We start from the raw sequence: 18,398 nt of genomic DNA, 5'->3' as shown, positions 1-18,398 counted from the left end.
CGCCCGACTGCATGGCCACCAACATGGGTTGCAATCCACCTGAACGCGATAACAACGGGCCCGATAGCGGATTTGGTACAACTGCCGGGGACGGCACCGAGTGACTGCGCGATCTGGCTGGGGGCCAAGCCGGCAGTGACGCCAGAACAGCCAGATCGTCGAATTTCCGTAGAAGGGCCGACGCGGGATTCCCCCGCCCCCGCTCCCCAGCCCCCATCCCGTCTGCCGTCGACCCACACACCGTGGAGCGGGCGTGGTCCCTGGCGCCCAGGTGGAGCGCACCACTGTACGAACGCTGCTGCGCCCTCGAATTATGAAACTGACGATCATCGGCACACGGGGAACACCCTCGCAACTTCCGGCGCGAGCCTGCGCGACCTGATGACCAGGATGGGCCCCAGCACGCCTCGCGCGGCGCTGATCTACCAGCACATGGTCAGCGGCCGGGACCGGGAGATCGCCGATCGGCTCGGTTCGATGATCCGCAAGGAGCAGGGGGACGCGGACTCCTGGCGGACCATGTGGCACGGGTGTGGCACGGACGTGATCACAGCAAAGGGCCAGTTCGAGAGGATCGGTTCCGAGTCGGGTCGCTGACCTGCGGCGACCAGTTCAGTTGAGACGTGGGGAAGCCAGGAATCTCAAGTGATGTGGTCCCGGGCGAGCGGATGCCGGAGGCTGTCTCAGTTGATGTGGTCCGACTTCGCTGTGCCGTCGGCCGCAACCGGACCGCTGGCGTGGCTAGGACTGACGGCGTGCGAAGAGGACCGCACCTGGAACGCTCTCGTCGGGGGCGATCAGCATTTGGGCCTCGACGGTGAACCCGGCATCGCGTAGCCAGGCCGCCACTTGGTCAGGCCGGCGGCGGTGAACGTGGACGTTCATCGGGTGGCCGCCGTAACCCTGCGTCTTCAGCCTCGACCCGTCGCCGACGTGAAAGCCGAGCAGCAGTGGTCCGCCGGGACGCAACACGCGCCGGAAGTGGCCGAAGACCGTAGGCACTGCTTCGTCGGGGATGTGAATCAACGACCAAAATGCGAGCAGGCCGGCGACTGAAGCATCGGCGAAGTCGAGGTCGGTCATTGAGCCCACCTCGAACCGCAGGCGGGGGTGGTCACGCCGAGCCACGTCGATCATCACGGATGAAAGGTCGATGCCGAAAGCGTCCACACCCAGCTCGTGCAGGTGAGCGGTGACGTGTCCAGGTCCGCAGCCCACGTCCGCCACCGGCCCACCGCCAGCGGCGTGCACCAAGTCGGCGAACAGCGCCAGAGCCGCCCGAAGATACGGCGCCTCGGCCAGAGTCTCGCGTAGTTGGTCGGCATAGCTGACCGCGACCGTGTCGTAGGAGGCCCGAGTGTCTGCCAACCAGCGGTCCGCGTTCATGGCTCGACAGAGTAGTGCAGCGATCAGGATGACGAACCAGATCAACTGAGATCAACGACGAATCAGACCAGGTCACTTGAGACGGAGACCAGATCCTTCGAGACGGGGTACGGAGGATAAGTGCCGCCGTGGCGGGGATCGTTGTCCTGTGCCACCGGACTCTGAGCGTGTGCCAACGATTCCTAATGGCGTTTGTCAATCGGCCCGGGCAGCTTCAAGACGGTCAGGTGGGCGACGAAGAGAGTGTCGTGGCGACGGACCGCTTGCGAAGTCTGTCCGCCAGGCGGGCCATCGCCTCGGCAGTGACGCCCAGAGTTGATCATTACAGTCCGGCTGGCTGGCCGACGACAGATACCTTCGTTGCGGGACGCCTGAACGTCAGCCGCCGACAGTGAGCCACGACGGCGGGCGCGCCGACCGACCACGCACGCGTATGCCTCGCCGCACCCCCCAGCCTCAGCCACGCTGCCATGCCGTCGACCAGAGCAAGCCGCGCCGGCGGGGCCGTGGGACGCCTCGGGGTCGGCCAGCTCAAGGCCATCAGCTTGGGAAGCTGCGATCCTTTGGGGTCCGCTTGAGCACTGACCTGGGCAGACGGCTGGGCTTTGGCGTTGCCGGCAGCGCCTGTGTTCCCCGTACTTCCCCGCTGTTCCCCGCTCGGCCTGGTGCGGCTGTGGTGCGGGGCGGCTAACTGGCTACATCCAACGGTCAATCACCGTCAGGTCCATTGTCAGTCCCTGCGGCTATGGTCTCAAGCACGCGGTCGGCTTCCGGGGGTTCGAGTGCCATGGCTCGTCTGCCTCACCACATGGGACAGCGCGGGTACCGCTCTGCAGTCCGTCACACACATTCCTTTCTCTCACCCACAGGCGTCCAGTCGGACGGGCCTGCAGCGCCGACCGCGCGGACTTGGAAACAGTGCGTTATGCGTTCAAGGTTGGTGAAAGTGAAGTGCGTAGTGTCCGGGGCGAAGAGGAAGCTCTGGTTGGTAGTGGTGTTGCGGATTTCGTAGCCGGTTTCGTTTGTGGCGTTGTCTTGCCATTCCACCCCGACATTCTTCCCGGGGCAGGGCTTCCCCGTAGCTGCGCATATGAGGCTGATATTGCGTGTCGAGGCGATCACGTTCGAAGGCTCATTCGGCCGCCCGAGGTCCGCGGCCGATTTTATGTGAGTTGCAGTAAATTCCGCATTGGCGGCGTCGAAGGTCTCTTCATTACTCGCTGCCCCGATATCGAATTTCTTTGTTTTGCCCATGGCGATAATTACAGGCGCAGGGGAATAGCTTTTTTCGAGGTCGGAGTGGTTGCAATCCTGAAATTCGTACAGTTTGATATTTGATCCGGCGACAATCTTTTCGTCGCTCCTCAGGAACAGTTCGACCGTCAGGTCGGCCACGGTCTCGCCTCCTGCGCACACCGAGGCATGAAATGTCTGCTTTGGGGCATCGTGGGTGAGATTGATTCTTTGGTTGAAATTATTAAACGCTTTACTCCTCTCTATGATTCCGTGGTCAAACGCCCCTACGTAGCCAACGAAAATTACGGTGTGCGTATTAGCGGCCACAGAGGGCTCCGTCGCGCCCACGACCAGGATGGGGGCAAGTAGAACTCCAGCCGCTACGGCGTGTCCAAGCTTCATCTTCGAACCTCGCGGAAACCGGGGGTTGACTCGACTGGCGGATGCCGCACTACCGGCGAGACACTATGATGCATCGCTCGTACACCAGAATCGCACCGCTGCGATTCTGTCGCATCTTGGGAGGGTGGTCCGTTTCGAAAGAAATGAACCTGCAGTTAAATTGCGTACGGGGTGGCCGTGCGGTCGCCCCGCGAAGTGAATTGCGCACGTCTCCCCCCGGCGTACTGAGATTGCGGAGACAAGTGACCAGGGGGCGTTGCTTCCAAAGCGCGGCCGAAGCATGACGTTGGGGCCATGATCTTCGAGGCTCCCCCCAAAGTGGCTGCCTAACTGGCTGTTCTCTATCCGCTCACGCGGTCGGACGGCTGCGAACGGTGGCCTGGTTCGAGTGAGTTGTCCGGTGAGGGTGCATGGAGGAAGGGCCGCTTGGTAGCTCGCGGATGTCGAGTCCAGCGAGAATCAAGAGGCCCTGTTGTCGAAGTGTCGCGTGGCCGTGGTCGCCGAGTCCAGTTCGTCCACTCGTGGGTGTGACTGCCTCGCCCACAGTTCGGGAACGCGGCCGGCCGGCCGGCCTGTCTCCGCTGCCGGCCGGTGATGCGTCCGCGTTCGAGGTGGACCGGGTCGTGAACAACAGCGGGCTGGTGGGCCTGGGCGGGCACCAGGTGCTGGCGGCGGAGATCCTGGGTGGCCGACGAGTGGGCATCCGCATCGACGAGACGCTGTCGTTCTTCGATCCGTCCTCGCGGGAACTGCTGCGGGTGCGGCCCAACCCGCTGACCAGCGAGGAAGTCCGCCGACTGCGGGGCCTGCGTCCGGCCGGCCCTCCGCCGCGTCCGGGCGTCGGGCCCGTGCGGGTGCAGCGGCGGATCAGCGCGGTGGGCACGGTCATGGTCTGCCGGCAGGTCGTCTCCCTCGGCCGCCCATACGCAGGCCAGACCGTGACCGTGCACGTGTCGGACACGACGATCACCGTCGAGCTGGACAGCCAGGTCTGGGTCATCCGGCGCACCACCGACGTCCCGGTCCGCAACGTGAAAGCGAACAAGCCCCGTGAAGTCTCCGTTGTGTAGGCCCACCGTCAACCATCACCTGGGATCAGAACGTCAGCCATCACCTGGGACTAGACACCGTCGTTCGGGGCGTGTGTGACTTGAAGGCGTACGCGCACAGGGGGAGTTCGAAGCTCTGGCGGTGCGCGAGCGGCAGGTAGGTCACCGGGCTCACTGTCCAGGTGATGACCGCGCGGGCGTGGGTGACCGATACCGTCCAGGGCACGCGACGTATGAGGGCTCGGCGGGTGTTGACGCGGTGGTCGTAGAGCCGCTCCCACGCAGCTTCTGAGGTGTCCGTGTCGAGGGCCGGGGAGATGGTCCGCAGGATCGTGGAGACCCAGTTGTTCGCCTCGACCTCGGTGCTGGCGTCGTAGGAGCCGAAGAGTGTCTGGGGCTGGCCGTCGTCCAGGTTTCGGGTCCAGCACTCGCACCAGAAGCCGGGAGCTCCCGTTGTCCTCGGCACGGGGTCCCGCTCGGGTGTCCGTCGGTGAAGAGCTCCGCGGTGACCGTGTGGCCGGCCTGGCTCTGGCGTACGACGACGCGGTGAGCGAGTGCGCTGACCATGCCGAGTCCTCGGCCGTGTTCTGCGTCCTGGTCCTGGTGCTCGGCCTTGGGGGCCGTGCCCGTGGCTCCGTCGTCCGTCACTGATACCGCGATCACCTGCGCCGAGACGGCTACGGCCAGGTGGAAGCTGCCGTGCTCGCTGCCGCTGGCCGTGTGGAGATCGGCTGCTGCGGAGGCGTCCCGGTCGTCAGTGACCGCCGCCGTTGATGTCAGATCTGGATGTCAGAAGGGGTCCGTCTCCCGAAATTGGGAGGCGGACCCCTTCTGAACTGGTGCCCCCGGCAGGATTCGAACCTGCGACACTCGCTTTAGGAGAGGGCCTATGACGTCCCCTGTCTGTGATGATCTCTCCCCGGCTTCACCGTTCCTACTGGTCAGCGCGGTGCAGCCTTCCGCCCTTGCCTGATCGTTCCCCGCCTTTACTCGGCCTTCCGTTCCCATGACGTTCCCATAGGGCTTCCACGAACCCTTGGAAACGAGGGGCTGGGGAGTCCGCTGAGGTCAGCTGCGGTCGACGAAGCGGTGAGCACCGCGCACCTCTTGGGGGCGACAAAGCATCGCCCCGTCAGCGGACGTGTGAGGTCGACCCCACGCGCCCAGCCGTACGACACCAGTCGGCGGGCGAGGCGCGCTCCGCATGGCCGTCAGGCCCCGGTGCTTCCCGGTGAGTACCGTCCAGGGTGATGCGGATTCGCGCCGGTGCCTCGGCAATCTCGACGGTGTCCTCGTCGGCGAGGCCATAGACCACGCACATGTCGGTGTGGAGCGGCTCGAGTGCCCCTTCCAGCACGTCCTGGTCGCCCGTGTCGGTCGAAGGCTGCCGGGCTCAGCTCGCGTCTCCCCATATGGCTTGCAGGTCCGCACAGCGGACGGTGATCGACGCGTCGGTGAGCGCGATCTCGTGCACGCAGCCGCCGTCCTCGTCCGGGAGGATCTCGTCGAGGAGCACGGTGTCGACCAGCATCCAGTCGATGGCGTGCTCATAGTCGATGGAGAAGTGCGTCACGCCTGAATAGCTGATGCGCAGCCCGGAGTCGTGTTTCCACTGATTGGGAGCGAATTCCAGAGTCAGCCCCCCGCTTTTGTCGGTGGCCACCTGAATACCGGACAACTCCAGATCCTTGACACAGTGACTGTTGCCGTGCCCCAAAGCGTAATGCGCCGGATCGGACGCGAAGGCCCAGGCCCCAGCCGGCAATTGGTCGCGGAGCTTGGGGAGTTCGGCCAGATAAGCCCTCGGATCCACGAAGAACCCGCCGTCGTCCCAGACGGTCGTGACGTACTTCATTTGCAACCTTTCGCGGCGAGAGGCGGTCGCCTCCATTTGTCTCCGGTGATGTCCTCGGTCCCCTTGGGGCCGATGCGGCCGACTTTCCGCAGTTCGTAGATCATCCGCCCCTTGATGGCGTTCTCCACGCTGGGCGGGACCTCGACTTCCGAGGCTTTGATGCCATGCTTATTGAACCATCCCTGGCTGTTGAACAGCCCGACTTCGCGCATGGACTTGTCGTAGACGTGGATTTCCACGTCCATTCCCTTGTTGCTCACAGGGAAGGGGTCGCTCCGGCCTGTGTACCCATTCCCGAAGTTCAGCGGGTTCGAGGGCCCCTTCGGGCCCTTCCCGGCGAGGCCGAGGTGGTCGCTCCAGCCCAGCGGGTTCGGCACGTAGGCGTGGTGATCGGGTGCCGGGAGCAGCCCCAGCGGGTCCGCGCTGATGTACCGCGCCGTCTCGGGGTCGTAGTACCGGTACACGTTGTAGTGCAGGCCGGTCTCGGCATCCGCGTACTGGCCCGGGAAACGCAGCGGGCAATCGACCGGCGACGCGTCCTGTTCCGGGGCCGGGATCTGGGTACCCCACAGGCTGGTACGGCGCTGCCAGACCAGTTCCCCGGTCGAGGCGACCAGTTCCGTGGGCGTGCCGATCGAGTCGGTGACGACGGCGTGGAACCGGGCGTCGTGTCCGGGATCCGACTCCTGTGCCAGCTGCGCGAGGAACGACGTGTTGGCGGCCGGCGCGGCCGGCCTGTGGTCCGTCTGGGCGATCGGGCGGGGACCGTCCGGCGCATGGTCCCAGGTGGTGACCCGGCCGTCCGGCGCGGTCTGCTCGGCCAGACAGAGGTCGTCCCAGACGAAGTCCGTACGGTCGGCCGCGGAACCGTCGTCGGCCACGCGGTGCTTGGAGACGCGGCGGCCGAGCGGGTCGTATGCGTACCGCCACCTGCTGCCGTCCGGGGCGGTCGCCCCCGTGAGGCGGTCCTCGGCGTTCCAGGTGTAGGTCCAGGTGCGGGTCTGGCCGTTCAGCAGCTTGCGGGTCTTGCGGACGAGGCGGCCTTCGGCGTCATGCTCATAAGAGGTGCGGCCGGCCGAGCGGACGAGCGTGCCGTCGAACTGGCGCTCGCCGAGAGCCTCATGGGCGGGTGATGTGGCGTGCACCAGGTTGCCCGCCGGGTCGTACGCGTAGGTCTCGCTCCAGCCGTGGGCACGCGTTCCGGTGACGCGGCCCATGCCGTCCAGATCGAAGCGGCGGGTGCCAGACGTCAGCTCCCGGATCTCGGTGAGGTAGCCGTCTGCTCGGTGGGCGTACGTCCGGTGCTGGAGGAGGCGATCCGGGACGGCAGCGGTCAGGGTCTGCGCGGTCAGGAGACCCGTGGCGTTCCACGTCTGGGCCAGCGTCGCCTCTCTACCGAGGTTGCGCTGTGTCTCGCGGCCCGCGGCGTCGTGGGCGAAATCCAGCGAACCCGCGGACGACCGCAGAGTGAGCGGTTGTCCTGCCGGGTCGTACGTCCACTCGGAGACCAGCCCTGAAGGTGTCACCCGTCGGGTACGGCGACCGACGGCATCGTGGACATGGGTGGTCGTGAGGCCGTTCACGGCCTCTGAGAGCGTCCGGCCGAGCATGTCTCGCTCCAGCACGACCTCGGCGTCCGCGTTGGCCGCACGGTACAGCCCGCCGTCGGGGCCGTAGACGAACGTCGTGACATCACCGGCGTCCGAGTGCTGCTCCACGACCCGTCCGAGCGGGTCCCTCGCGAAGCGCAGCGTCTCTCCGGCGCCGTTGGTGCGGGCAGCCAGCCGCCCGTCGGCACTGTGCGTGTACGTGAGGGTGCGGCCGTTGAAGTCCGTCTCCGCGGTCAGCCGGCCCGCTTCGTCGTAGGTGTACGACCAGGCCAGGCTCTGCGGGTTGGTGACGGCCGTCAGCCGCAGCTCGGTGTCGTAGACGAATTTGTACTGCGCCCCGTCGGGGTCTGTGCGGGTGGCCGGCACACCGAAATGGCTCACCGCATGGTGGGTGGTGTTCCCGGCGGGGTCTGTATGGGTGAGCAGGTTGCCCTGGGCGTCCCAGGTCCACGACTCACGCGTGCCGTCGGGCTGCTCGCGCCAGGACGGCTTGCCCTCCGTCGTCCAGCCCAGGCGGGTGGCGTGGCCGAGAGGGTCCTTCACCTCGATGACTCGGCCGAAGGGGTCGCGGCGGATTGTGGTCGTGTGGCCCAGCTCGTCCGTCAGGGCGAGGGGCAGGCCCGCCGCGTCGTACGCCACCGCGCGGGTATGGCCGAGGGCGTTCGTGATCGCCGTCGGACGGCCCGCATCGTTGTACGCGTACCGTGTCTCGGCGCCGAGCGGATCGACCGTCGTCAGCAGGTTGCCCCGCTCGTCGTACGTGTGCCGCCAGACCGCCCCGCCCGGCTCGACGACCTCCGTCGGCAGGCCGAGCGCGTTGTATGCAGCCTGGGCCACCGAGCCGTCGGGCAGGGTGAGTTCGATGACGTTGCCTGCGTCGTTGTAGGCGTATCGGGTGATGCGACCCAGGGCGTCGGTGACCGTCAGTGGCTCGTCGCCGTACGCGTCCCACTCCGTGCGCGTGACATGCCCCAGCGGATCCGTCTCCTCCACCACCAGCCCCTCGGCGTTGTACCGGTGGACCGAGGCATGGCCCTGCGAGTCCGTGTACGTCGTCGTGCGGGCCGTGTCGTCGTAGGTCAGGGTGCCGGAGAGGATGCCGTCAACGCCCTCGGTGCGCACCACCCGGCCGCGTTCGTCGTAGACGTAGCCGAACCAGGTGCCGTTGCGGTCGGTCCAGCGGGTGACGCGGCCCTCGGTGTCGTACGTGCAGCGCAGAGGCTCGCCGCTGGAGTTGATGACCTCGGTGAGGTTGCCGGACGGGTCGTAGGCGTAGCGCATGACGACCGTGCCCTCGTCGGCCGCGGTGCCGGGGCGGTAGCGGGACGGTGGCTCGTCCAGCAGGCGCAGCGCCGTGATGCGCGGGCCCTCGGTGTCGACGGCGACGTAGTAGCCGCCCGAGTGGCGGATGCCGAACGGGATGCCCTCGTCGTCGCGTTCGACGTCGATGCGGTTGCCGTTGCGGTCCGTCCAGGAGTCGAGGGCCAGGTGGAACACGCCGAAGGAGGGTGAGGGAACGGGCGCGGCGAAGGTGCGAACCACGCCCGTCGCCGGGTCCGTGACCGTCATCGCGCTGTCCGGCTCGCCGTCCCACTCCAGGGGCCACCGGGGGCCCTTCACCGGCATGGTCGCAACACCCGGTTCCGGCACCGGATACACCAGGCGCATGCCGTCCGCCGCGGCGAAGACGACGCCCTCGCCGTCGATCTGGAGGCACTCGTCGAGTGTGGATATCCAGGTCGGGCCGAAACAGACGCCACCCCGGTAGGACGACAGGTGCGTGCGCGTGAACTCGAAGCGGAGAGCGGCCGGCAGGGTCAGATCCGTCTGCGTCATCAGCATGGCGCCGGTCGCCACGTCGATCGGCTCGCCCACGCACGGGGTGCGCTCGGCGTTGCGGGCCGCCGGGCCCAGATCGACCAGGTCCGGGCGAAGCGACGGCGGGCGCAGCAGAAGCGGGGTCGTGTCGCTCAGCCCGCCCTCCATGCTCGCCTTCAGCAGGCCGCCGCCGGCGCCCAGCGCGCCGCCGAAGATCATGCCGTCCTTGGCGGCCTGGTTGACCTCGTCCAGGCTGAAGCCGTGCTGCAGACCGGTCGCCATCCTCAGCGGCTGGGCGATGGCGAGGTCGACGGCGACCGACTCGACGCCGCCGAACGCGGCGGCGACGAGGGTGCCGGCGGCGATCTCGGCCACCGTCGTGGTGACCGCGACGCCCATGGTGGCGCCGAACTCGATGACCGCGTCCGCCGCCGCGACGGCCGCCCCGGAGGCGAGGCCCGCGGTGAAGAAGGCCAGCGCCACACCGCCCGCGATCACGGCCGCGTCGATACCGATCTGCGTCCAGAGCTTGTTGATGGCGTCGTCGATGGCGTCGGCGAACTTATCGAGCGCCTTGGCCATCTCCCGCGAGGACTTCGCGAGGTCACTGAGCCAGCCGCCGTCCTGGTCCTTTGCATAGCGGCCCCAGAACTTGTCGAACGCCTCGATCGACTCACCGGTGTTGTGGTGGATGATCGAAGACGCGCTGCGGTGCACGGGAGAGCGGACGTCGTCGACGGCCCCGGCGAACGTGCGCCAGGCCTTCGCAGCCTCCCGGAGCTTGCCGGAGTCGGCCTCGGGCCACCACATGCCCAGCTTGAGAAGGATGTGGCGGGCTTTGTCCTCAACGCTCACCGGCACCGTCGCTCTGCTTGTCGGTTTTCACTTCAGTGAACATGCCGGCGATGAGCTGGTCGTTGTCCACGGTTCCGTCGGACAGGTCGACCATGGCCTCGTGAATGCTCGTCAGCCCGAGCACCAGGATGCCCGCGGCGCTCTCGATCTTCTTCTGCTGCGGCTTGTAGGCGTCGCCGAACTTGTCGCCCTGCTCGTCGTGGCCCCAGGGCTCGCCCAGGCCATCCAAGGTCTGGATGAGGGTGGTCAGTGCCTTGCTCAGATCGATGGCCCCCTGATGGAAGGCCGGTGCCGCCGCCTTGATGTCGGCGGTCTTGATGTCGAGCACCTTGCCGGGGACTTTGCCGTCGCCCATCGCTGTCGTCTCCCCCGGTTCGCAGCTGCAGCTTCTGACCCTAGGCGAGACTGGTCAAGGAAAGGTCATATTGAATGTATGCGCAGGTAATGCGTCGGCGGTGGGGGCGCTCCTCGACAGCCGAGCTTGTCGCCTTCGGTCGACTGGGCAACAGCATCCGCCTCATGGTCGTCATGCCCGGCTGCATGGCTCACCCGCGCGACGCGACGGCGACGCGCGAATCACCCTTCGGCCGTGTACGGCACGCCCCGCATCACCCAGAAAGCAGCCCGCCGGGGGTAATGGCGCCTCATGCGATGGAGTAAAACTCCACAAAATTCCCGCACCGCATGAGTCGGTCTTAAGTTGCCTTAAATCCCCATCATCCCGTTCCCAGGATGTTCCCAGGGAGCACACAAAGGACCCTCCGTGGCTTCCACGGAGGGTCCATGTGACCTTTGACCAGGTGTTTCTCTGTGCCCCCGGCAGGATTCGAACCTGCGACACCCGCTTTAGGAGAGGGCTTATGACGTCCCCTGTCTGTGATGATCTCTCCCCGGCTTCACCGTTCCTACTGGTCAGCGGGGTGCAGCCTTCCGCCCTTGCCTGATCGTTCCCCGCCTTTACTCGGCCTTCCGTTCCCATGACGTTCCCATAGGGCTTCCACGAACCCTTGGAAACGAGGGGCTGGGGAGTCCGCTGAGGTCAGCTGCGGTCGACGAAGCGGTGAGCACCGCGCACCTCTTGGGGGCGACAAAGCATCGCCCCGTCAGCGGACGTGTGAGGTCGGCCCCACGCGTCGAGCCGTACGACACCAGTCGGCGGGCGAGGCGCGCTCCGCATGGCCGTCAGGCCCCGGTGCTTCCCGGTGAGTACCGTGAGGATAAATCCCACAGATTGATCACGACTCAATATGTACCCAGTAGGCACGGCCGCAAGTATTGGTTGGAATTATGCGCCAAATCACCCATCCTTTCGATGGGCGTTCATGCGCGCAAAGACCGATGTGCCCCTGGTCCGCATCGCCGACCGCGAGCCGCACGTCCGACTCGCGGCCTAACGACCAGAATTTCCGGCCGCGTGCACTAAGATCCGCCTCTAGCATCACTCGATCGACCGTTGCTCACCCAATCGATAGGAAGTCCGATGATCGGCGTGCTCGTGACTTTCACGCAGACCGACAAGTTCGATCGTTCAACTCTCGCAAAGATTGCCGGGGAATCCCGAGGACTGTTCGAAGGCATGGCTGGCCTTCGCTTCAAGAGCTTCATGCTCGACGAAGACGGCGTTCAGGCAAGGAACTTCTACGTGTGGGATGACGAGGACAAAGCCCGTGCCTTCTTCACGGAGGAGCTCGTCGACAAGGTGGCGGGGATTTATGGCGTCCCGCCCAAAATCGAATACCTCGATATCGTGGGGTTCGTCGACAACTCTGGCGCCTGATTCTCAAGGGGGCTGTCGCGCAAACCTCTGCCGTCCGGGCCGTTTTGGACCATCGGGGCATGCCGCAGAACTTCCTCTCATGCGACCGAGACCAACCGCTGCCGCGACCCAGCAACCACCTGACCTGCGCGACTGGCTGCCCGAGGACCGCCTCGCCTGGTCCGTGAGCGCCACCCGGTACGACAAGACCCCGGACAGCCACCTCGCCCGCCTCCACGTGCGCGCCTCGATGATCTGGCTCAAAGACGCCACCCGGACCGGATGATCGCGACTCGATACGCGCCCTAGTCGTCGAGCATGTCGGTGTTGTACTGATCGTGCCTGACCCGGAAGGCTTTCAACTCTTCGCGGCTGCGCTGTGAGTACTCCGCCACCTTCTCGAAGTACTCCTCCCCGGGAGCTCCTGGTGTGAAGAGCAGCAGCAGGGACACCGGGTCGTCACTGTCGTTCTGGAAGGCGTGGAGCCTGCCGGCCGGTACGTAGAGGAAGTCTCACGCGCTGCCGACTCTGAGCAGCGCGTGGTCAGACCTGGCCGAGGTCGATCTCCACCGGGAAGGGGGCCGCTACCTTGAGGACGCCGGTGAACACGTCTCCGTCCCGGTAGGTCTTCGTTGCGGGATCGAGAAGGTATGTGTACACGAGAGGAACGCCTGTCGCGGCCTGCTCGATCCGCCAGTAGAAACCGATGCCTGCCTTGGCGTACTGGTCGACCTTCACGATCCGGTCGGTGGTCTCCGAGCCCGGCGACACCACCTCCGCGACCAGCAGCACGTGCTCAGGGCGGGTGGGGGTGATGTCGATCGTGTCTGCGCGGTACACGACGACGTCCGGGCGGCGATTGGTGAGCGGGAGGTCCTGAAGCCGGACGTCGAAGTCCGTATCGGCATTCCACTCCGTGCCCGCTGCGGCATCCAGGGCGTTCGCCAGAATCCGGGCCAGCCGGTTGTGCCGCTTGGACGCACTCGGACTCACGACGACCATTCCGTCCACGATCTCGATACCGGCGCACTGCTCCTCGGACCAGGACTCGTACTCCTGCGCCGTGATCTGCTCATGCATCCACGCCGGGGCCACCATCTCGGCCGTCATGAAGCACCTCCCGGACGCTGTCCTGCGGGCCCGATCCCGCTGGGTTCAGCGTACTGTCTGCCATCCGTCCGGGACGCTGATGGCGCTCACGCCCCCTCCCGGTCGGCCGGCATCCGACCAGCGAGCCCACGCCGAGTGAGGAACCGGCGGGGTGGACTCGTCACCAGGAGACCGGAACAGGCCAGCGGCACCACTGACCTGGTGGCCCGCCTCGGAGAGCGTGGCAGGGGACGGCTCGGCGAGCCCGATACAACGGCCGAGAGGACGCCGCCACCTCGCAGACGTCCTCGAAGTCCTGAAGGTCCAGCTGCTCGCACAGTCGTCGCCCCGGTACCTCCACGCCCTCCAGCGCACCGCGGCGGTACCCATCGCATCGACACCGCCTTCTCCACCGTCGCAGTAGGCAGGGGAGGGTCGGTAACCGGACGGCCTGGCGCGGCGTCCCGCACCGCGTGGCCCGCCGGGTGCTGAGGGTGAGCGAGTCATGTTTTCTACAAGTAGATCAGGCATTCGGTGACGAAGTATCAGTAGCGGCGCATCGGCCTTGCCGAGGAGGGCAAGCGGAACTTCGATCAGTCCGGGGTGCCTACGCACTGCCGAAGACCTTCGTGGACGACGCGGCTGCTGAGGGTGCGGCTGTGCCAGCCCCAGATCTCGGGGCCGGAGGCTCCCAACCGCTGCGCCGACTGCGTGAAGGCGGAGGACGAAACTGGGGGAGCAGCCTTCCCGCGGAGATCACTTCCGAGGGACTTTCTGGTGCATCGTGCCTGGTCAGGCGTTGTGCCCCCGGCAGGATTCGAACCCGCGACACCCGCTTCAGGAGAGCAGCTGAATCCGTGGTCCATGGCTCCTACGTGCTTCTTTCTACTCCAGAATGCCATCACTGACTCCGGGGAGTGCAGGTTTCGCCTGTGGTTCATGGCTACGGTCATGGCCGCACGGCGGCTGCGAAGGGACTGGCTCTACCACCGTTCCCTGATGCCAGGGACTCGGTTCCCTTGCCCCCGAGATCACTGTCGGTCGATTGTTCTTCTACTCAACGTATTCACCTGGGGAGGGGTGGACATGAGCGGGAAGACATCGACGACTCTGCATCGTCATGAAACACGCGGGTTGGCCAACGAAGCGAACCGGCGGTGGACGACGGCGCTCGCATGGGCGGCAGGTGCCGTGCTCAGTGTGCTGTCCGGCATGACGATCGCCTACGTGACTTTGAGCCGTTCGGCGCCACGCCCGGACTGGCACCCTTGGACTCTGGCCCTCATCGAGCCGGTGCCGGTCCTGCTGTTTGCCGCGCCGGGGTTGGTGTTGGCGGTGCGGCGTCCGCGCAACCCCGCGGGCTGGCTGTTGCTGCTGGCGTCGGCGGGGATGTCGCTCGACAACCTGGCACATGCCTACGGTGCTTACGCGATCAGCCGTGGCGCACCGGGGGGTGTGATGGCTGCGTGGGTGTCGAGCTGGGCGTTCGTGTTCTTCATCTTCCCCGTCTTCTTCCTCCTCCTGTTGTTTTCCCGACGGCCGTCTCCCGTCCCCGCGTTGGCGGTGGGCCGCCTGGTACACGGGGGGTGCCGTGGTGTTCAACCTGCTGTTGGGAGCGTTCCTGCCCGGGCCGATGGGGTACGACTACTTCCCGTCGTTGGACAACCCGGTTGGTGTGCCGGCGCTCGCGTTCTTGCGCGAGGTCATCAATCAAGCCGCCATTGTCTTCAACCTCCTGCCGTTCCTGCTCGCGGTTGTCTCGCTGGTACACCGCTTCTGGATCGGTGACTGCGTCGGGCGTCAGCGGTTGAAGTGGGTGGTGCTCGCCGTGGTCGCGAGCGTGGGGCTCGTGGTCCTGAGCATCCCGTGCTCAGGCGTGGTCGAATCACTGCTCATGAGTGCGACCACGGTGGTCTTCAGCACCGGGGTAATGATCGCGATCGTCCGCTACCGGCTGTTCGACATCGACTGGCTCCTGAGCCGTGCCCTGCTGTATGGGGTGCTGACGGGTGTTCTCGTCGGCCTGTACACGGCGGCGGCGGCGTTCTTCGAACTGGTGATGCAGAGCTCTTTCTCCCCGACGGTCTCGCTGCTGGCCACCGCAGTTGTGGCGGCGCTCATGCACCCAGTGCACGGCATCCTGCAGCGTGCCGTGAGCCGACTGGTCTATGGCCTGCGTGACGACCCGTACGCGGTGCTTGTAGCACTCGGCCGACGACTGTCGGCGGCAACCGATCCCCAACAGGTGCTTCCCCAAGTGACGGCCACGGTTGGGGAGACATTGCGACTGCCGTACGTCGCCGTCGAACTGTACGGTGCGCACACCGACGGCTCGTCGCCACTGACGGCCCGCTTCGGGGCGCCCGTGCCGGACGTCTTGAGGCTCGCGCTCATCCACCACAACGAGGAGGTCGGCGCTCTGTTGCTCGGAGCACGCTCACCGGGCGAATCCTTCTCTGCGGCGGACTTGCGACTGCTGGCAGACGTGTCCCGTCACACCGCCCAGGCGGCTGCCGGGGTGCGGCTCACGTTGAACCTGCTGCGAGCCGGGCGGCAGTTGACCGCAGCCCGGGCGGAGGAGCGCCGCAGGCTCGGACGGGAGCTACACGACAGCGTCAACTCGGTTCTGAGCGAGGTGGTGTGGGGTCTGCAGGCGGCCCGCAAATGGCTGCCGGCCGACCCGGAGAAGACCGATGCCCTGCTGGCTGCCGGGCTCAGCCGTACGCACGAAGGGGTCGAGACGGTCCGTCGGATCTCACAGGGACTGCGTTCGCCTGTCGACGAGGTCGGCCTCATCGGTGCCGTACGGGCCTACCTCGAACGGTTCCCGCTGCCCGTCGACGTGGAACTGCCTGACGAACTTCCTGAAATGCTCGCCGCTTCGGAGGAGGCACTGTACTGGATCATGGTGGAGGCTCTCACCAATGCTCTGCGCCACGCCAAGGGTGATCACTGCAGCGTACGGCTGGAGGCGGACAGCGAGACTCTGACCATGACCATCGCGGACAACGGCCGGGGGCTGCCCGAGCCGCTGCGCCCCGGTGTCGGGCTGGGATCCATGAGGGAGCGCGCCGCAGAGGTCGGCGGTGACTGCCAGGTGCGGACGATGGGACAGGGCGGAACACAGGTCGTCACCCGCCTGCCTCGCGTGCTGCCGGGTATCACGGTGAAGACCGCCCCGTCCGAGGGAGTCTGAGATGGCATCCGACCAGAACGGCGCCGACGAGCGGGCCGTACGCGTTGTCGTCGCCGACGACCAGCCCTTCGCACGCTTCGCCTTGCGGATGCTCCTGGATGCCCATCCGCGTATCCACGTGGTCGCTGTCGCGTGCAACGGCCAGGAAGCGGTCCAGCGATGTCAGGAGTTCCACCCCGACGTTGTGGTCATGGACGTGAGAATGCCGGAAGCGGGCACCGGGCCGATCACGGAGACTGCGGGTATCACCGCCACCCGGCAGATCATGCGGACACAGCCGACAACTAAGGTGCTCGTTCATTCCGAGTGGGACGGTGACCCGCTGGTCGTGTCCGCCATGCGTGCCGGAGCTTGCGGATACCTGCGCAAGGCCGACAGAGACGAGGACCGGCTTGCCCTCATCATCCTCGTCGTCGCGTCCGGCGCGTCGGTCTTCACCTCCGACAACGAGCGCTTACGTCGGCTGTTCAGCACCGCCTATACCGCGCACCGCGAGTCGGCGCTTCCCCTCCTCACTCCTGCGGAGCGCGAGGTGGTGAACCTCGTTGCAAGTCCGGACGAACCGTCAAACCAGGAGATCGCCACCGTTCTGGGCATCGCGAAGAAGACGGTGGCGAACAGGATCCTGCAGGCCAGAGAGAAACTGTCGGCCTCGGATCGCAAAGAACTCATCGCCATGGCCCGCGCCGCCGGACTGGGAACTTGAGGCTGCCAACCGACGGGCGGTGAGAGTGATCACCGCCCTGGACCCTGCGGGTGAACGTCGGCCGTCGCGCCACGAGCCGCAGCGACGGCAACAGCAGCGACGACCGCGGTAAGTAGCAATGCTGGACGGCCGCTCCCCTCCGCTTGCCGCCGATCCCGGCGAACAGCTCACCTTCTGCGCGAAACCCGTGACCCTACTGCTCGAGGTCGCCGACTTCGCTGGGAGGACTCTTGAGGAATGCCATCAGCACCGGCAGTCGGGGATATGTATACCGTGAGCTTCGCTGCCCGCTGTGTGATCGCCGCTTGGTCGACAGAGGTTCCAAGCATGGCCGACAGTGCGTGGCTGAAGGCTTGTCGTTAGTGCTGCTGGACAACAGCGCCGGACACGTACTGGACTGCATCTTGCACTTTGCCCACGTTCTGAGGCCCAGGAGACCGCCCTCTGCCGGATCTCGAACAGATCTCGCAAACTGCGTGCAATGTGGGGCGGCTGTCCGCGCCGACTATATGTCGGCAGGACGAAGGCAACTTACCGATCTGGCGTTTATGCTCCACGAGGAAAGCTGCTGTCTGCAGTTGGTGCCAGTGTGTAGCGTGCTCGCGCTGGCCGAAGCGCATGGACAGGTACCGACTGCTGTCGCCGCCGTCCTGGCCCCAAGCACGCCGGTCCGAGGCATCGATCGAGGCGCCGTGTTACGGGCTGCCGAACGGGCAGCGTCCTACATTCCCGACGAAGCCAAACGTTGTCCGCTGTGCGCCGGAAGACTAGTCGGCCCGAATGGCCATGAAGACCACCTACTAACCTGTGCGGCTCGTTCGGTGCCAGAGGCCGCCACTGCGCTCACCGCGGGTCAAGCCATCCACGCAGTTCAGCAAGCTGGATGAGCGCACCGGTAGATCAGGGCAATGATCGATGAGGGCGGCGGCAGGTCGCGCCCACCGGTGGTCAGTTGCGGCTGATTGGCCGCCTGCCCCGGCCAGACTCGTGCACGCAAGGAACAGGCGTAGGCGGAGTGCCGCCAGCTACGGCATGCTCCAGGGATGGACTTGGAGGGGATCGGTGCCGTCTCAGCTGCGGGTGTAGCAGCGCTCGGAGTCCCGGCCGCTGTCGTGGTGGGCCGCTGGCAGATGCGTGGCGCTCTGCGAGCGGCTGAAGAGACTTGCCGTGTCGGCATTGCTCAGGCGGAGTCGACTTACAGGGCTGCCCTTGATGCCGTTCGCAGCGAGACTGACGCGGCTCATCGGCATTGGCGGCGTGGCATTCGGCGTGACGCGTACGCAGGTTCCTTCTAGCGATGACTCGCTGTGTGCAGGCCGCCGAAGCACTGCCGCGGGAGCGACTAGTAGGACTCCGTTAGGTCTGTCTTGATCTTGGTGTGGGTCTGCTGGGCAGGGGTTGGTGGCAGGTGGTGCAGGTGCCGGTCCAGCAGTTCAGCAG

At 66.0% G+C, this 18,398-nt stretch carries 13 protein-coding genes, 1 tRNA gene and 2 pseudogenes; 6 read left to right on the top strand and 10 right to left on the bottom strand.

The window, feature by feature from the left end; genetic code table 11:
- The first annotated feature begins 381 nt into the window (after positions 1 to 381).
- Entirely contained in the window at positions 382 to 597 is a 216-nt protein-coding gene (locus ACIRU3_RS15270; RefSeq protein WP_404056277.1) for a hypothetical protein, read from the top strand.
- Between the two features lie 144 nt (positions 598 to 741).
- Here ACIRU3_RS15270 and ACIRU3_RS15265 read toward each other — a convergent pair whose 3' ends face one another.
- A complete protein-coding gene (locus tag ACIRU3_RS15265) occupies positions 742 to 1,386 on the bottom strand; it encodes a class I SAM-dependent DNA methyltransferase (protein WP_404056275.1) in 645 nt (214 codons plus the stop codon).
- An 840-nt stretch (positions 1,387 to 2,226) separates the two neighbouring features.
- Complete coding sequence (locus ACIRU3_RS15260) at positions 2,227 to 2,781, bottom strand: fibronectin type III domain-containing protein (protein ID WP_404056273.1); 555 nt, start codon at positions 2,779 to 2,781, stop codon at positions 2,227 to 2,229.
- Positions 2,782 to 3,551: 770 nt separating this feature from the next.
- Between ACIRU3_RS15260 and ACIRU3_RS15255 the strand changes: the two genes are divergently transcribed.
- On the top strand, positions 3,552 to 4,094 hold the full coding sequence (locus ACIRU3_RS15255; RefSeq protein ID WP_404056271.1) for a hypothetical protein: 543 nt from the start codon (positions 3,552 to 3,554) through the stop codon (positions 4,092 to 4,094).
- A 40-nt stretch (positions 4,095 to 4,134) separates the two neighbouring features.
- Here ACIRU3_RS15255 and ACIRU3_RS15250 read toward each other — a convergent pair whose 3' ends face one another.
- The 5 genes and pseudogenes from ACIRU3_RS15250 to ACIRU3_RS15230 all read right to left on the bottom strand — a co-directional run bounded on the left by ACIRU3_RS15250 (position 4,135) and on the right by ACIRU3_RS15230 (position 10,566).
- Positions 4,135 to 4,539, bottom strand: coding sequence for a hypothetical protein (locus tag ACIRU3_RS15250; protein ID WP_404056269.1), 405 nt, complete (start codon positions 4,537 to 4,539; stop codon positions 4,135 to 4,137).
- Positions 4,536 to 4,820 (bottom strand): annotated as a pseudogene (locus ACIRU3_RS15245) (ATP-binding protein); the annotation flags it as partial. The pseudogene ACIRU3_RS15245 and the gene ACIRU3_RS15250, both read right to left, overlap by 4 nt.
- 646 nt (positions 4,821 to 5,466) lie before the next feature.
- On the bottom strand, positions 5,467 to 5,928 hold the full coding sequence (locus ACIRU3_RS15240) for a hypothetical protein (protein ID WP_404056267.1): 462 nt from the start codon (positions 5,926 to 5,928) through the stop codon (positions 5,467 to 5,469).
- A complete protein-coding gene (locus ACIRU3_RS15235) occupies positions 5,925 to 10,211 on the bottom strand; it encodes a DUF6531 domain-containing protein (RefSeq protein WP_404056265.1) in 4,287 nt (1,428 codons plus the stop codon). The genes ACIRU3_RS15240 and ACIRU3_RS15235 overlap by 4 nt, the downstream gene beginning before the upstream one ends.
- Positions 10,201 to 10,566, bottom strand: a complete 366-nt coding sequence (locus ACIRU3_RS15230; protein ID WP_404056263.1) for a hypothetical protein — start codon at positions 10,564 to 10,566, stop codon at positions 10,201 to 10,203. Before ACIRU3_RS15230 ends, ACIRU3_RS15235 begins: the two co-directional genes overlap by 11 nt.
- A gap of 1,125 nt (positions 10,567 to 11,691) precedes the next feature.
- Between ACIRU3_RS15230 and ACIRU3_RS15225 the strand changes: the two genes are divergently transcribed.
- Complete coding sequence (locus ACIRU3_RS15225) at positions 11,692 to 11,988, top strand: hypothetical protein (protein WP_404056261.1); 297 nt, start codon at positions 11,692 to 11,694, stop codon at positions 11,986 to 11,988.
- A gap of 79 nt (positions 11,989 to 12,067) precedes the next feature.
- The gene (locus ACIRU3_RS15220) at positions 12,068 to 12,253 is read left to right on the top strand and encodes a hypothetical protein (RefSeq protein WP_404056259.1); all 186 of its coding nucleotides are present in this window, start codon (positions 12,068 to 12,070) and stop codon (positions 12,251 to 12,253) included.
- A gap of 19 nt (positions 12,254 to 12,272) precedes the next feature.
- Here the strand turns inward: ACIRU3_RS15220 and ACIRU3_RS15215 are convergent.
- The 3 genes and pseudogenes from ACIRU3_RS15215 to ACIRU3_RS15205 form a co-directional block, all read right to left on the bottom strand.
- Positions 12,273 to 12,479, bottom strand: a pseudogene (locus ACIRU3_RS15215) (cupin); the annotation flags it as partial.
- Between the two features lie 31 nt (positions 12,480 to 12,510).
- Positions 12,511 to 13,077 carry a Uma2 family endonuclease gene (locus ACIRU3_RS15210; protein ID WP_404056257.1) on the bottom strand — a complete coding sequence of 189 codons (567 nt, stop codon included), beginning with the start codon at positions 13,075 to 13,077 and terminating at the stop codon, positions 12,511 to 12,513.
- 781 nt (positions 13,078 to 13,858) lie between these two features.
- Positions 13,859 to 13,925, bottom strand: a tRNA-Ser gene (locus tag ACIRU3_RS15205).
- A 722-nt stretch (positions 13,926 to 14,647) separates the two neighbouring features.
- On the opposite strand from ACIRU3_RS15205, the gene ACIRU3_RS15200 reads away from it, so the two are divergent.
- Together ACIRU3_RS15200 and ACIRU3_RS15195 are read left to right on the top strand one after the other, a co-directional pair.
- A complete protein-coding gene (locus ACIRU3_RS15200) occupies positions 14,648 to 16,252 on the top strand; it encodes a sensor histidine kinase (protein ID WP_404056255.1) in 1,605 nt (534 codons plus the stop codon).
- 1 nt (position 16,253) lies between these two features.
- Complete coding sequence (locus ACIRU3_RS15195) at positions 16,254 to 16,958, top strand: response regulator (protein WP_404056253.1); 705 nt, start codon at positions 16,254 to 16,256, stop codon at positions 16,956 to 16,958.
- The last annotated feature ends 1,440 nt before the right edge of the window (positions 16,959 to 18,398 follow it).

The sequence above is a fragment of the Streptomyces sp. NPDC101151 genome, from assembly GCF_044768335.1.
In the GTDB taxonomy this organism is placed as follows: domain Bacteria; phylum Actinomycetota; class Actinomycetes; order Streptomycetales; family Streptomycetaceae; genus Streptomyces.
Note: the sequence above shows the minus strand (reverse complement) of the source record. Positions and strands in the feature narration are given on the sequence as shown.

Bases quoted from the DNA above. Each gene is read 5' to 3' on its own strand.
- ACIRU3_RS15270 (WP_404056277.1), top strand. From the start codon at position 382: ATGACCAGGATGGGCCCCAGCACGCCTCGCGCGGCGCTGATCTACCAG.
- ACIRU3_RS15265 (WP_404056275.1), bottom strand. From the start codon at position 1,386: ATGAACGCGGACCGCTGGTTGGCAGACACTCGGGCCTCCTACGACACG.
- ACIRU3_RS15240 (WP_404056267.1), bottom strand. From the start codon at position 5,928: ATGAAGTACGTCACGACCGTCTGGGACGACGGCGGGTTCTTCGTGGAT.
- ACIRU3_RS15230 (WP_404056263.1), bottom strand. From the start codon at position 10,566: ATGGGCGACGGCAAAGTCCCCGGCAAGGTGCTCGACATCAAGACCGCC.
- ACIRU3_RS15225 (WP_404056261.1), top strand. From the start codon at position 11,692: ATGATCGGCGTGCTCGTGACTTTCACGCAGACCGACAAGTTCGATCGT.
- ACIRU3_RS15220 (WP_404056259.1), top strand. From the start codon at position 12,068: ATGCGACCGAGACCAACCGCTGCCGCGACCCAGCAACCACCTGACCTG.
- ACIRU3_RS15210 (WP_404056257.1), bottom strand. From the start codon at position 13,077: ATGACGGCCGAGATGGTGGCCCCGGCGTGGATGCATGAGCAGATCACG.
- ACIRU3_RS15195 (WP_404056253.1), top strand. From the start codon at position 16,254: ATGGCATCCGACCAGAACGGCGCCGACGAGCGGGCCGTACGCGTTGTC.